The sequence below is a fragment of the Polyangiaceae bacterium genome, assembly GCA_020633205.1.
Taxonomy (GTDB): domain Bacteria; phylum Myxococcota_A; class Polyangia; order Polyangiales; family Polyangiaceae; genus JAHBVY01.
Genome location: JACKEB010000012.1, coordinates 398,584 through 413,048, shown reverse-complemented (window position 1 = coordinate 413,048; position 14,465 = coordinate 398,584). Strand labels below are relative to the sequence as shown.

Sequence of the window (14,465 nt, the reverse complement as noted above, 5' to 3'; positions counted from 1 at the left end):
TCTACTGGCGAAGCGCATCCAAGTACTCGAGCAGCACCTCGCGGAAACGCTCAGGCTGTTCGACGTGGGGCGCGTGCCCACCTTCAAAGACCGCAAGGTGGTGGTGCGGAATGCTGCGAATGGCAGGCAAGGAGGCGCTCAGGGCATTGAACGGATCGGAGCGCGCCCAGCATACCAGTGTCGGGACGCGCACCTCCGTGCAGTGGGGGATAACCGTTGCCTCCGGCGCCGCAAAGCTACGCCAAGCTTGGCTCAGCACGGGAGCGCGCTGGAGCCCCGCGGCGACGATCGCGTCTCGCCGGGCTGCTGCGTCGGGCCCCACCAACAGACGCCGATACATCCTCGAGTACCACCAAGGCAATACTCGGCGCGCCAGCCCTCCCCGACTCGCTGCGCGATAGGCCCAGGCAAAAGCCCGGCAGAAGGCGCGCTCCTTCGCGCCCATCGGGACCAGGCCCCCCGCATCGATCACCACCAAGCCGGCGATCTTGGACGCGATGGGGGATCGCGTCGCGAGCCGTAACGCCACCGCCCCGCCAATCGAGTTTCCCAGCAGAACGTAGCGACGTTTCCCTGCGGCTTCATCTAGCGTCGAGAGCAGCTGCTCGGCAACCTCGGCATAGCGCTCAGTGCTCGCAGGCGTTTGGTCCGCTGAAGAGCCGCCGTGCCCGGGCCAGTCGAAGCTCAAGACACGCACCCCGGGTAGCCCATGAGTGCCGGCGTAGTCTTCTTGATCGTGGCCTACCGCGTGCAGGCAAACAAGGCACAGCGATGCATCTCGCGGACCGGAAGCGCGGCAATTCAGCTCGATCGTGCTCTCGCCCAGGGCGATGCGGTGACTCCCGAAGTCGGCTGTTGCGCCCTCTCCCCCCGATCCGCTCAGAGCGATAAACGATGTATCCATCACTTATAAATGATGTATACATCGCTTATGGTCAAGCCCCAGAACGCGGTTCGCCGGGCCGCCGTCGCGCCTCCCAAGGCAACCCCGCGCCGCTCACCCCGCTCGCGGGATCCCGAGCGCACCCGTGAGCTGCTTCTGGCCGCGGCCGCCCGCGCTTTCGACCGCGACGGCTACTTTGGGACGGACACGAATCGTATCGCACGCGAGGCGGGCTTTGCCCCGGCCACGTTGTACCGCTACTTCGAAGACAAACGGGCGCTATTCCTCGCCACGTATGAGCGTTGGGTGGAGGCCGAGTGGTCCGACTTGTTCTCGCGGCTGGATGCGCAAACCCCCAAGCTCAAGGGCACCGCTCGGAAGCGCGCCTTGGCGCAAGCGGTCGTTGACCACCACAAGCGTTGGGCTGGCCTGCGCGCGAGCCTGCTCGGTCTGGTAGCGAGCGACCCGCAGGTCGCGGCGTTTCGCGTCGCCTCCCGGGCACGTCAGCTCGATTGGCTGACCCCGCTGCTCGGAGCAGACGAGCGACCCCGGGCGTTGCTCATCCTGCTCGCCTTCGAACGCGTCGCGGATTCTATCGCGCTCGGCGAAGCCTCAGCGCTCGGGATCAGCGAGGACTTGCTGCTAGAGCAACTCTGCACGCTGATCTAGGCAGGCGGCTCCGTGAGCAACCCGCGGGGACGGCACACTAGCGCCCCCGCGCTTCGTCCCAGATCGCTAGCGGGGGCCTCTTGGTGATTTTCCGTGCGGCGATCGCTACGGCACCATGCCTTCGTTTTCGGCACGCGCTATCGCCGCGCGTGACTCCTGGGTGGCGCTGCCGTTGGCGGAGGAGCTGCGCTTGGCTGCTCCCGCGAGCTTGTCGCCTGCCTGTTTGTTCGGCTCGTTTTGGCGCTGAGCAGGCATGGCGCCAGGACGGCCAAGGCGCTCCAGCGCGTCGTCATCCACCACGATTGCGCGTCCAGCGCGTGCCACGAGCGACGCGGCTTGGCTCGCGATCTTCGCCGGAGCGCCGGAGCGGGACGCCGCAAACTCTTCGAGACGCTCGCTCAGTACATGAGTGCCGCGCTTGGCGTTCGCCGCGAGGCGTGAGCGAAGCTCGCTCGAGTTGGTTTGTGCGCCTTGTTTGGACGACGCAGCTTCTTTGGACGGTGCCGCTTCTTTGGCCATGATCTTTCCTCCTCTCACACGCCACACGACGTGGCGCGTTTCTATGAAGGAATGGGAGCAAGGGGCATGCCGTAGAGCGGCGGCGGCTGGACAGCAAAAAGCCCGACGTAAGTCCCACTAACTTGGGAGCGCCGCGCCTTTTGGCCACGGGGGGTGTCCGACGCGCACGACGCCCGCGCTCTGTTCCAGGAGTGCCTCGCAGGGGCAAATCGCTACCTACGCTCCGCAAGAACGTGCATTTCGCCCGCCTTTCGCGGCTCCTTGGACCCGGACGGCGTCGCCGACCCATCGCGTGACCGCGGCTCGGCGCGTCTCCGAGGCTTGGCACAGGGGTTGCTCAAGCTCCCATTGCGCTCGCTCGAGTGCAGCTGGGCGGCCAAGACGGCAACGTTTGGGCCCAGTCAAACCCATTCTGTTTCAACGGAGAAACATCATGCTACGCTGGACCCTCGCATTTTTCATCATCGCACTCTTGGCCGCCTTCTTCGGCTTCTTCGGCATCGCCGGAGCCGCTGCGGGTATCGCGAAGATCCTGTTCGTCGGCTTCCTGATCCTCGCGGTAATCAGCCTGGTGGTGGGCCGTACGCGCACCATCTAGCGGGGGCATCGGGCGACTCGGTAGCGGCTGCGGTCGCGGCTGCGGTCACTCAGCGCCGAGCAGTACCAACACGGGCTAGCTGGGGAGAGCTTCTTCCTGAGCTGGCCCGTGTCGCGTTGACGCGGCGGTTCGAGCGGCTGACTCGGCTGGGACCAACGCTTGGGGAGAGCTCTCGCGAACCAGCGCGAACGACGGACTGAGCTTCAGCCGGCCCGCGGCTCGTCGTCGGCAGAACGCCAGCGGCTTTTTCCCCGCAAGCGGCCGTTCGGCTGGAGAATCCGCGGCTCCCGTGAGAGATTCCGCACCAGTATGCTTCGGCGCTGGGCTCCCTGGTTCGCACTGCTGTTGGTCGTAGTGGCCTATGTGCGGACGCTGGGGGCGCCGTTCGTGTGGGATGACCGCTACCTGGTGCTCGAGTCACCCATGGTGCGCGCGCTCCAGCCCCTCGGGAGCTACTTCGGCTCGGCGTTTTGGACGTCGCCCGAGGCGGGTGATGTGCGCACCTACTACCGGCCGCTGGTGATTCTGAGCCTCGCGCTGGACCGGCAACTCCACGGAGACAACCCTGCGGGGTTTCATCTCACGAACCTGTTCTTCCACGCGCTGAACACGCTGCTTGCCTATGGCCTCATGCGGCGTTTCCGCGTGGCGCCCTTGGTGGCGCTGTTCATGACCTGCTGCTGGGCGCTCCACCCACGCCTGAGCGAAGCGGTGGCTTGGATCTCCGGGCGCACCGACGTGCTCAGCACCACCTTCGTGCTCGGTGGCCTGTTGCTGCATCGCCAGGGAAACGCCGCTCGCAATGCGCTCGCCTCGCTGTGCGTGTTGTGCGGCCTCTTGTGCAAGGAGGTGGCGCTCGTAGGCGTGGTGGCCTTGATCACCCTCGAGGTGCTTCCACGCGGCAAGCAGCAAAGCGGGCGCTACGCCCTGGCGTCGCTGCCCGTCATTGCAGCCGGGATCTATCTCGCGCTGCGCCACCACGCCTTGAGCGGCGCACCCGAGTCGCTCACGATACTTCAGCTGGGTGTCGCTGGGCGGTTGAAGCTCGCCGCAGCGGCGCTCGGTAGCTACACGCGAATGCTGCTCGTTCCCTGGCGACCGGAGCTCCAAATCGGCGAGGCGCGCGCGCCCGCTTTGGGCATGGCAGCGCTCGGCGGCGCAACCGCGCTCGGGCTCCTCTTCGCGTTGGTTCGGGGAAAGGCTCAGCTCCGGCGGCGTTCGCGCAACGTCCGCCCCCTCGTCGTGGTCGGGCTGTGCTTGAGCCTTGGAGGGCTTGGCCTCGTCTTGCACCTGATTCCGATATCGGTCGGAGTCGTCGCGGCCGATCGCTTCCTTTACCTCCCTGTTCTCGGCCTCTGCCTGCTCTGCGCCCCTTGCCTGCAGGTTTGGCTCGGAACCGTTTCGAACCGAGTGAAGACTGTGCTGATCGCAGGCTTGACGCTCTCATTCGTCGTCGGGACTTGGCTCCGCGTTGGTGACTGGTCGAGCGAAATCGCGCTCTGGAGCCGAGCCTACCGGCTCACGCCAAAGACCCAGGGACTCCCCGCGAACGAGCTTGGCAATGTCTATTACCGTGCGGGATTGTTCGAGCAAGCAGGCGCCATCTTCCGCAAAGCGGATCGCGACGTCACCCGCGAGCATCTACCGAGCATGAACCTAGCGAGTTCCCTCGCGCAGCAGGGTCAGTACCTGGAGGCCCAGGGCATCCTCATACCCGCTTGCAGCAAGTACCCTCAGCTCCCAGTCTATTGCCTCGACGCCGGCCTCGGCGAGCTCCACCTGTTGCACTTCGCGAACGCGCGGGTGTTGCTGAACCGCGCGCTCGAGCGAAAGCCGGACTACGCCGCGGCGAAAGACGCTCTGTCGCAGGTCGACAAGGTGGAGGCGTTGACCAAGGCCCCAGAGTACAGCTCCAAGGGCCAGCAGGCGCGCTTGCGCGCTCGATTCCGCGTGGCAATGCTCGCCGGGCGACGTACGGAGGCGCTCGATCTTGGGGAACAGTTGCTCAAGGACAAGACCGCGCCTGCCCAAGAGCGCCGCGAAGCCGCCGAGTACTGGGCGCGCTTTGGCCCTCCCCTGGACCTGACACGGATGTTTGGCCCCGACGGGCCAGCCACGGACGTTGCCGACGACGCCATGCTAGACGCCGCGGCGCTCCGCATCGCCACCGCGAAAGAGCTCAACGACGCCTGGCCTGCGCTGGGGATCCCGTTCGAAGCCAACGGCCCAAGCTAGCGTCTCTGCCGTTTCCTTTTGCTTGGGGAGAGGAGCGCGCTCAAACGTCCTTGGGCTGCCAATCCACGTCCCAGGAACACGTGCGGTCACCCCTCGCGCGACACTTAGTGTGCTCGACACGCACGCGCCCGAAGCCGATGCGCTCTCCCATCACCTCCGCCCAACCGCTGAAAGTCTCGCAAAAGAGTGCGTTGGGATCGGGTATCCCCCGAAGTTCCATGCGGCAATGACCATCGCGGAACTCCGGCAGAGTCAGCTCACCGGTGTCATTGAACTGATGAAATGTGCTTGCTGCCTTCTCGAGCACCCACTTGGGGTTGAGCACGAAGAGCAGCGCGCGCGTGACCCAACCCCGAGTGTTGAGGTAAGCGCCCCGAGCGCCAATCGCCCGCGCCAGTCCGCCGTCACCGCGCCCAAGCAGGCGCTCCGAGACATCAAGGAACTCATCGAACTCGCGCCGCGGATGCCACTCAATGGCGATTCCCGTCTCGCACCGATCACGAACTGCTGGAGAGCAGGCGCTCAGCACCCGCTCTAGCCCGCCGTCGCCAAACCGCTCTCTGACTTCTGTGGCGCCGTTCAGTAGTGCTTGAAGTTTGATCTGCAAAGCGACCCCCAGACTAGCGCGAGGTCCTGACTTTGGCAGCGATTCGCGACGCGATCGCTCCTCGGACCGCTCAGCAGCCTGCATATCCTGTATGGAATTTAGCCGAACGCCTTTCGCACAGCTGCGATGCACCCAGTGCCAAAAACACCGAAGCGCTCCTTACCGAAGCGCTCCTCACTTCGGCACCAGCTAGTGAGGCGAATCTGTGATTCGCTGAAAAAATCAACACAGCGTTCCTCGTCTCAAGAGTAGCGCGAAGGCGCAAAACTCGTACGCCCACACTCTGAGGGGGCGGGCGAGTTTTGCAGCGAACTACGGAGACAGGACACTAGGGCTTCCTCGTCGCGAGCACTGCCTAGCGGATCTTAAATTGCACGCTGGGACTGCGCTCGGTGTCGTCGTTGTACCAGAACACACACTCGTCGTCGATTTCCGCGCGGAGACGAAACTCGTAGCGGCCGGTCTCATCGGTGACCTGGCCGGCAATCTCGCCGGTACGCAGGTTGAGCGCTTGCGCGAGAGCGTAGGACGGCACCACCCCGGTGAGCGTGACGTACCCGTCCTGATCCGGGCCCTCCACATCAGGTTTGTCTGGCGGCGGGAGCGGAAGCGTCGGGGAAAGGCAGCCCACGCTGACGAACGCGGCACCAATAGCGGCCAGCATCCAGCGCCGCGTGCGCCGCGCGCCCGGCGCGCGGCGTGGCTTCGGCAGCTTGGGTCCTTTGGCCATTCCCAGCAGCCTAGCACGAATCGCACCACTCTCAGGCGGCCCCGGGTTACCCTCCCAACACAGCTAACCCTATGAAATAATTGAATATCGCGAAGGCTGGCGAGCCCCGATGATCGACCCGGAGTGGGTACAACCGCAAACTAGGTTGGCAGATGGTGCCAACTATGTAGGCAACTGGAGCACTGTCAGCCTGCGCAGCTGGTGGCGTAGTCGCGCGCTCGGGAAGATGCTAACCGCGCCCTCGCGTTCCAGGGACAGGGCAGCTCGCGCGCCGTCTTGTGCCGACTCCCCTCACCCCCAAAAATCCCGAAACCTCCAGTCCCTGACGATTCGCGCGCCGCGCCAGGCGTGACACTGACGAACACCGATTCACGCCAATGGCCGGCGACACCACAGCCCTCGAAGGTATCGAACCAGATCCCCACGTGACGCCCAACGCGGCGCCCTCGGGAGGTCAGCCAAAGCCCCGCGCCGCCTCGCGTCTCCGGAGCCTGCTGCGCGGTCGCGCCGTGTTGCTGCGACCCGTACTGCCCCTCGCGTTGCTGTTCGCTTGGTGGCACTCCCACGGCGGCGTGCCCCGCGAGGCCACAGCCCAGGTCGACCGCAGTGAGGCGCTGGTCAAGGCGCTCGAGACCGATGGGCTGCTTGCGGACGCCGTCGACGTGCGCTGGCTGGACGCCCCGCCCGGCACCTTCACGGCTCCCCGCGCCCGTATTCGGGCGCTACTCAGGGCGCGCAAGGCGGACGAGCCTTCAGATATTTACCTCGCGGCAACGCGACTCTCGCCTGAGGGCAGGTTGCTCGACGTCGTCGGGCTCTACAACCTCAGCGATACCAGCGCAGTCGATGAGCGGCGCCTGATTGTTGACGGCGAACAAGCCGCCTGGGTCATCACCGGCGGCGACAAGACGCTCAGCGTGCACCTGGCCGATTTGAGCGGCGAAGCAACGCCCGAGCTCGACAACGAAATGGCCGAGTGGGGCGGCATGAAGCGCTGGCAGCACTCGATCACCAACCTGCAAAAAACCGGGCAGCGGAGCGGCATCGGCCGTCGGTCGTTCAAGCTCGAGCCGCCTTCGGCGAAGACAGCGCTAGCTTTCTCCCGCGCGAGCAGCGAAAAAGGTCCGGCGCTCCTGATCGACGCCGACGGACACGCCATCCGTATTCCCCTGAAGGGCTCCGACGCCATCGACGGTGAGCGTTTCCTCAAGGAACAGCCTCACCACCTGGCCCAACCGGGCAACCTGGTCACCTGGGCAGTCGACCGGGTCCGTCAGAGCCCCTGGTTCAGCGACGACCAAATGCAGCTCTTGAAGGCCGTAGCCTTCGCCGGCCTGGATCAACTGCAGCAGGTGATGGGCAGCGTGACTGGCGACGACGGTTCGAGCACCGTCAAGGAGCAGTTCAAGGACCTGCCACCACCCGTCGAATACACCGATCCGGAGACGGGTTGGCCACCAGCTCCGATGGAGCCCATGCTCTCGCCGGCGCTCGAGGGCGAAGGCAAGTGGCGTACTCTCGACGACGACCCCTACGTACGCAAGAACCCAGGTGCGCCGTCACCCTTCGTCACGTCCTTTATCCGCACGGATCGCAAGCGCGCCTACACGCAGATCTACGTCACCGTGTGGGACGGCCGCCAGGTGGAGCTGCACACGATGAGCGGCACGGTGGAGCCGAAGAGTGCCACCGGCGAAACAGGCCCCGGGCTGGTCCCCCGCAAGCCGGAGGTGATGGGACGCCTCTTGGCAGGCTTCAACGGCGGCTTCCAGGCGACCCACGGTGAATTCGGCATGCAGGCAGACAACGTGATGTATCTGCCGCCCAAGCCCTACGCCGCGACAGTCGCCGAACTGAAGGACGGAACCACGCGCTTCGGCACCTGGCCCAACGACGAAACCGTCCCCGACAACATCATCGGCTTCCGCCAGAACATGTCGCCGCTGGTGATGGACGGCGTCATCAACCCCTACAAGCGCAACTGGTGGGGAGGCGTACCCCCAGGCTGGAAAGACGAGAGCCGCACCACGCGCAGCGCTGTTTGCCTCACGAAGGAGAACTTCGTGGCGTATCTGTACGGCAACAGCATCGACGCGGATCATCTGGCGTTCGCCATGGAGCGGGCGCGCTGCGTCTACGGCATCCACCTGGACATGAACCCCGGGCATACCGGCCTCGAATTTTACCACGCGGCAAAAGAGGGCGAGCTGCCTGAAGTCGGGCACGACCTAGACAAGCAGTGGGAAGCGACGGGCGAAGTCACCGATATGCCGGGCTGGAAGTTCATTGGGCGGCGCATGCTGCGCTACATGGGCCTGATGAACTTCCCGCGCTACATCAGCCGAGAATCCCGCGACTTCTTCTACCTGACGCTGCGCCACATCGTCCCAGGCAAGCCACTGCGTACGGCGTTTCCGGGGCCGGACAGCAAGGAGGGGGTGTGGACCGTCAAAGGTCTACCCCAACACGGCTGGCCTTACGCTGTAGCGACAACCAGTCTTCGCCCCGACGTGAGCCGCAAGGAAACGCGCGTTCACGTGATGGAGCTCGACCCACGAGCGCTGGCGCCCGAACTCAAACAAGCGGACGATCCGAAGCTGGTGGCGGTGTTCCATGGAGAGGAAGCCGCGGCGGCTCCGACCGGTTTGTGGCTCGATAGCGGCGCCCCGGGAGGCGGCAGCTTCGTGATTGGCAGCGAGCCGAAGGCGGAGGCTGAGGGTACGAAGCCTACGCTGATCGGTCGGGGCTTCACCGCGGATCAGGTCGGCGGAAAGGCAATCAGCGCTGGAGCGTGTATCGGCGCCGGCAGCGGGATGCTTTACTACGCGGAAATCTCCACGGCGCCGGAGCCGCAAAGGGACTCGGAGCTGCTGAGCCAGCTGTTCGCCAATATCGGTTGCTCGGCGACGCTCTTCTTCGAGAAGCCCCTTGGTGTCGCCATCGGCGGTGATCGAGATCTCGCAGGCTCACCGGTGGCGCGCCACGCGGGCGGGGTACGTCTGCTACGCAAGCCGACTCCTGGCGCTGGCCGGATCTTCCCGGAAACGCCCATCGTGCCTCCGAAGGAGTGGTATCCGCTGCAAGCCAAGCGCGTGCGCTACTTCAGAAAGCCCAAGCCGGCTGAAGAAGCGGGCGGCGACAAGGGTGGCGGCGGCGAAGGTGCGAGCAAGCCCGCTGGAGGCGGCGACACACCTACCCCAGCACCCGCTCCTGCGGGCGAATAGCGCCCCAGCCGCCTTATCGAAGCGCGCAAGAACGCGCGTTTCCTGCGTCGCGGTTCCCCAAAGCGCGCGCTGAATGTGCGAAGATGTCCGCGGATCCTGGCGTGATCCGCGCTTCTGATGAGCACCTCCCCCCATCCCTGCGCTCGCCGCCTGTGTGAGCCGCTTCCAAAGGGCCCGGCTTGAGCGAGCCTGTTCGCAGCTTTGGCAAGTACGAGCTGATCGAGCGCGTCAGCGTTGGCGGTATGGCTGAGGTATTTCGCGCTCGCCACCGCGAGTCGGGAGAGGTCGTGGCGCTGAAGCGCATCCTGCCGAACGTCTCCGAAGATGATGAATTCATCGAGGAGTTCCACGACGAGTCGCGGATCGCCTGTCAGCTGGATCACCCCGCCATCGCTCGCATCATCGACGTGGGTGCAGTCGACGCGAGTCACTACATCGCATTCGAGTTCGTCGAAGGCCGGAGCTTGCGTAGCCTGCTGGACCGCGGCGAGGCCCTCCCGCTCGAGCTGACGCTCTACGTGATTTCACAGGTTGCGCAGGCTTTGGCCTACGCTCACGCAGCGACCGATGGACGAGGTCGCCGCCTGGGTGTGGTGCACCGTGACGTAAGTCCCGGCAACGTGCTGGTGAGCTTCGACGGCGACGTGAAGCTGATCGACTTCGGCATCGCGAAGGCGGAAGGCCGGATCACCAGCACTCAAGCAGGTAACATCAAGGGCAAGCTCGGCTACATGAGTCCCGAGCAAGTGACCGGGAAAGGCGTCGATGAGCGGAGCGATGTCTTCTCCCTCGGCATCTGTCTCTGGGAGTGCCTGACGGGACAGCGGCTGTTCAACGCGAGCAACGAGGTGGTGCTCATCTCGATGATCCGCTCTCGAGAGATTCTTTCACCCTCACAGGCTCTCGCAAGCGCTGGCAGCGCCCGGAAAATCCCGTCGGAACTCGACAAGATCGTCTTGAAGGCGCTCGCCAAAGATGTGAACGAAAGGTACGCTACGGCGTCACAATTCGACGATGACTTGCGCGCGTTCGCGCAACGTGAGCTGCCCCAAAACCCTCAAAGTTCTCAGGCGTCTCACGGGTCTGCCAGCGGTCCTCGCTGGCTGGCTTCAGCACGGGAAAGTGCCAAACGCTTCATGCAAGGCGCCTTCCCACAGAACGCCTCGAGTCCCGTCCCCAGTCTTGGAGTCCATCAGGAGAACCGCATGAGCGACAAAGGCGGAAGCGATCTCGACGTCTTCGACGGCTTAGCCAACAAGAAGAGTCGGACCGTGCAGATGCCCAGTGGGCCGAGCGCGCCCGCGCCCCCATCCGGACCGCCCTCAGCCAGGCCCCCGACCCCACCGCCAGCACCGCGCCAAAAGACGTTGCTGGGGTTGCCTGCGCCTACCGCGGCTCCCGCGCCCCCGCCAAGCCGCGGGCCGGCGCCGCCACCAAGCCGCACCTCGGGGCCGCCTGGGCCGCCCACGAGCCGTTCTGGAGGGAGCCTTCCACCCCCTGCGGTGCCATCGCAGCGCGGGAGTCTTCCGCCGCGTCCGCCGCCGCCCTCAACGGCTGCTCCGGTGGACATGGACTGGGACGACGAGGACGAAAAGACGGCGATCTACGACAAGTCCGGGACGGAGGACGCTGCGCGCGCTCTGCTGCGCAGCGCACCGCCGCCGGCAGCAGGTGCCCCGCCGCCGCCCGCATCGGCGGCTGGCCTCGTCTCGAGCGGTGCTCCACCGCCGCCTCCAGGCTTGGGGCAGACGATGCAGATGGGACCGCAGTCTCAACAACCGCACTCTCAGCAGCCGGGGTACGGGCAACAGGTCCCGCCGTCGATGCAGCCGCACTCAATGCAGCCCCAGATGGCGCCGCACTCGATGCAGCCGCAGTCGATGCAGCCCATGCCTGCGCAAGCGGTCATGCACGCACCGCCGCAGCAGAGCTCAGGCGCACGCTCCGCGTTGCTCGCCGTTGCGGCGCTGCTGGTGGTTGGCTTGGTGGCCGCAGCGATCCTACTGCTGCGCCCCCCGGGCACAGGCAAGCTCGTGGTCACCGTCTCGGGTCCGAACAACCGCGCCGTAGACGCCCTGCAAGTCTACGTGGACGGTGCCAAGAAGTGCGAAGCTTCCCCGTGTATCCTCAAGGATATCGAGGCGGGTACGCATATGGTGCGCGTCGTCGCCTCGGGCTACCAGGAGACCGCAGATCAGGCGATCAAGGTTCCGGGCGGAGACGAGGCGCTGCTCAAGGTCGACCTCGCCCCGGCAACGGGCGGCACTGGCGTGAAGGTCACCGCCGAGGGCGCAGGCCTGAAGCTCTACGTCGACGGCAAGGAGATCGGTCCCCTGCCGCAAGAGCTGAAGGACATGACGCCCGGCGAAAAGGTGATCAAGGTCGCTGGCAGTGATCGCTTCGAGCCCTGGGAGCAAAAGGTCACCGTCGCGCAAGACCAGATGAAGGACATCGGTCCGCTCAAGCTCAAGGTGAAGAAGGGACTCGCCCACATCAAGCTCGGCTCCAACGCCGCCGGTGCGCGTGTGGTGCTGGTGAGCGGAAGCGACCGACGCCCGATCCCCTCGGACAAGCTGAGCGGCGATCGCGGCCTGAAGATCGATATCACGACGGACAAGCCCTACCGCATCGAAGCCACCAAGAGCGGCTTCAGCAACTACCGAAAGGACATCGTCTTCGAAGACGGCGAAGCCGAAAAGACCTTCGAAATCACGATGTACGAGGTGGGCAAGGAACCCCCGCCGGAGAAGCAGCCCCCGGTTGCAACCGGAGGCGGAACCAAGCCGCCAGCGACGGGTGGAGGCGCGGAGCCGCCCGCGGCGACAGGCAATGGAACCATCAACATCAACTCCATTCCCGTGTCCAACGTGATCCTCGACGGCCGCCCCTTGGGTCAAACTCCCAAGACGGGCATCAGCGTCTCCCCGGGGAACCACACGGTGGTGTTCGTGCACCCCGAACACGGCCGCAAGGTGCGCAGCGCGAAGGTGGACTCTGGCAAGAGCGTCACCGTCGCGGTCCGCTTCCCCTAGCCGGCCGATCTGAGCGCCGCGCTCAGACCAGCAAGCGCCTCGCGTCCGCCTCAGGATGCGGGGCGCTTCGCTATTTGCCCTGCGCCTCGAGGAGCTTTGAGGCCTCTTCCCAGTCCGTCCAGTCGCTGGTGCAGGACACCACGGGATCATCAGGCGAGGTCGCCTCGTCTGGCGAGCGCCCGTCGCAGCGCCCAGCCGCCTTGGCGGCATCGAGTGGCGGCCCGATCACCAAGAAGCGGTCCTTACCCACTGCGGGCAGCGTCGCGTCGCGCGCCTCGCGCAAGCGGTCGAGGCGCCGTTGAACGCGGTTGCGCGCGCCTTCTGAGAGCTTCACCCGCATGAAGTTGAGTGCCATCTCCTGGATCTCGGGATCGTCACTCACCGCGAGCACGCGCTCGAGGAAGGTCTCAGTCGCTTCTTCCTCCCCCGCCCTGGAAAACAGCGAGGCCGCGGTGATGCATTGATACGGGAGGTTCTCGTTGGTGCCCACGAGCTCACACGCATGGGCCAAGACGCGCGCCCCATCGAGGCGCCACTGCCGGAACAGCTCGTCATCTCCCAGGTGCGGCGGCGCGATGTACGCGATGTACTGCCCCGCGGTGATCCACAGGAAGGTGTCGTTCGGCAGCTCTTTCATGCCCTTCTCGAAGATCTCACGCGCTTTGAAGTAGTCGGCGCGGGTCGCCTTCTTGGCCTGCAAGATCAGGAACGTGTCGGCATAGCGATAGGGATCCGCGAACTTCGGATCCAGCGTGGAAATCGTGTCGAGGTACTCGCCGATGAAGTCGAAGCCTCGGTGCTCCACGATGTGCAAGCCGTACGACACCAACACGTGGGCGTAGATCGCATCGGCCAGTGCCGAGCGATATCCGAGGCTCGCGACCACTGTCTGCTCCGGGCTCGGCAACGGGTAGACGTCGTTCTTCGCCTTGAGCTCTGCGTGGCGTGCAACCAGCGGCGCGTGATTCAGCGCAACGCCCAAGCCACACACCAGCATCAGGAGCACCGCGATCAGCGTCTGCAGATCGCTCTTCGGCGCCGCCGCCGGGGGTTGCTTGCTGTCGGAGGCTTCGGGGCTATTCGACTTCACGCTGGATATCCATGGGGAAGACGACTGGGAGCTCGCCGTCCTTCGTCTCTCCCGAGATCTCGAAGGTACTGCGAAGCCCGTCGCCGTCCAAATCCCCATGTGCCCAAGCGCGAAACGTGCTGTGTCCCTTGGCGTTTCGACTCTCGAAGGCAAACGAATAGGCGTGAGGCACCGTCCACTCGAACTCCAGCTGACGCCAGGTCGGGTTGTCCCAGGTGCCGGGAGGATCCGTCGCGAGCTTGCCCATCGGCACGTCAGCAGGCGTGAGCGGCACCGTTTCCGGGTAGGCAACCTCCGCAGGTCGCCCAGCTGCCAGGGCCGTCGCTCGCGTCGCCAAGCGCTTCAAGCCGTCCACCGGCTCCGCCAGGCGCGACGCATGCAAGTTCTCGAAGAAGCTCGGGATTGCAGCCGCCAGCACGGAGCCGAAAATCGCGACGCCAATCGCTGCTTGCACGGGGGTCCACTGACGCATCGGCGGGCGCACGCTAGCACACGCCTTGACAACGTCAGGTCCAAGGTGAACCCTTCACGGGGTTTGGGGGTGAGGACCTCCGAAACCAAACCATCGAGGTGACGGGCTTCTAGTCGACGTTTTTCAGACCATCAGCGCTGCGTGCAACGCTCTCCTGCCGTCCAAGGCAGGTCGCTTGCGCTCCAATCGGCTCCTTTCAGCCGATGTTCAGCGTCTGTTCCACTCGATGCAGCCCAGCTGGGGCGGCCCCGCATCGCTGCCTTCCGAGGCGCGCGGGCCAACGTCCATCCACTGCGGGGTAGTAGGAATGGCTCCTACACCAGGATAGCCTCCTGGAGAAGCTCGTTCGATTCGAGCCCCCGCTACCACGTGCGCGTACGTGCACCCCGCACGCAAATTTTCCGCA

General features: G+C 65.2%; 11 protein-coding genes. 5 read left to right on the top strand and 6 right to left on the bottom strand.

Going from position 1 to position 14,465, the window contains the following annotated elements:
* Position 1: 1 nt before the first annotated feature.
* Complete coding sequence (locus tag H6718_13900; protein ID MCB9586491.1) at positions 2-904, bottom strand: alpha/beta fold hydrolase; 903 nt, start codon at positions 902-904, stop codon at positions 2-4.
* Between the two features lie 27 nt (positions 905-931).
* On the opposite strand from H6718_13900, the gene H6718_13895 reads away from it, so the two are divergent.
* Positions 932-1,552 carry a TetR/AcrR family transcriptional regulator gene (locus tag H6718_13895; GenBank protein MCB9586490.1) on the top strand — a complete coding sequence of 207 codons (621 nt, stop codon included), beginning with the start codon at positions 932-934 and terminating at the stop codon, positions 1,550-1,552.
* A gap of 105 nt (positions 1,553-1,657) precedes the next feature.
* Here the strand turns inward: H6718_13895 and H6718_13890 are convergent, their stop codons facing one another.
* On the bottom strand, positions 1,658-2,071 hold the full coding sequence (locus H6718_13890) for a hypothetical protein (GenBank protein MCB9586489.1): 414 nt from the start codon (positions 2,069-2,071) through the stop codon (positions 1,658-1,660).
* Between the two features lie 433 nt (positions 2,072-2,504).
* On the opposite strand from H6718_13890, the gene H6718_13885 reads away from it, so the two are divergent.
* Positions 2,505-2,669, top strand: a complete 165-nt coding sequence (locus H6718_13885; GenBank protein MCB9586488.1) for a DUF1328 domain-containing protein — start codon at positions 2,505-2,507, stop codon at positions 2,667-2,669.
* A gap of 309 nt (positions 2,670-2,978) precedes the next feature.
* Positions 2,979-4,904, top strand: coding sequence for a hypothetical protein (locus H6718_13880; protein ID MCB9586487.1), 1,926 nt, complete (start codon positions 2,979-2,981; stop codon positions 4,902-4,904).
* Between the two features lie 40 nt (positions 4,905-4,944).
* Here H6718_13880 and H6718_13875 read toward each other — a convergent pair whose 3' ends face one another.
* Together H6718_13875 and H6718_13870 are read right to left on the bottom strand one after the other, a co-directional pair.
* The gene (locus H6718_13875) at positions 4,945-5,511 is read right to left on the bottom strand and encodes a hypothetical protein (protein ID MCB9586486.1); all 567 of its coding nucleotides are present in this window, start codon (positions 5,509-5,511) and stop codon (positions 4,945-4,947) included.
* A gap of 355 nt (positions 5,512-5,866) precedes the next feature.
* Positions 5,867-6,241, bottom strand: coding sequence for a hypothetical protein (locus tag H6718_13870; GenBank protein MCB9586485.1), 375 nt, complete (start codon positions 6,239-6,241; stop codon positions 5,867-5,869).
* 377 nt (positions 6,242-6,618) lie between these two features.
* Here H6718_13870 and H6718_13865 point away from each other — a divergent pair, with 377 nt between their 5' ends.
* Positions 6,619-9,465, top strand: coding sequence for a hypothetical protein (locus H6718_13865; protein MCB9586484.1), 2,847 nt, complete (start codon positions 6,619-6,621; stop codon positions 9,463-9,465).
* A gap of 179 nt (positions 9,466-9,644) precedes the next feature.
* On the top strand, positions 9,645-12,497 hold the full coding sequence (locus H6718_13860; protein ID MCB9586483.1) for a protein kinase: 2,853 nt from the start codon (positions 9,645-9,647) through the stop codon (positions 12,495-12,497).
* Positions 12,498-12,567: 70 nt separating this feature from the next.
* Here the strand turns inward: H6718_13860 and H6718_13855 are convergent, their stop codons facing one another.
* Positions 12,568-13,587 carry a hypothetical protein gene (locus H6718_13855; GenBank protein MCB9586482.1) on the bottom strand — a complete coding sequence of 340 codons (1,020 nt, stop codon included), beginning with the start codon at positions 13,585-13,587 and terminating at the stop codon, positions 12,568-12,570.
* Positions 13,574-14,059, bottom strand: a complete 486-nt coding sequence (locus H6718_13850) for a hypothetical protein (GenBank protein MCB9586481.1) — start codon at positions 14,057-14,059, stop codon at positions 13,574-13,576. The genes H6718_13855 and H6718_13850 overlap by 14 nt, the downstream gene beginning before the upstream one ends.
* Between the last annotated feature and the right edge of the window lie 406 nt (positions 14,060-14,465).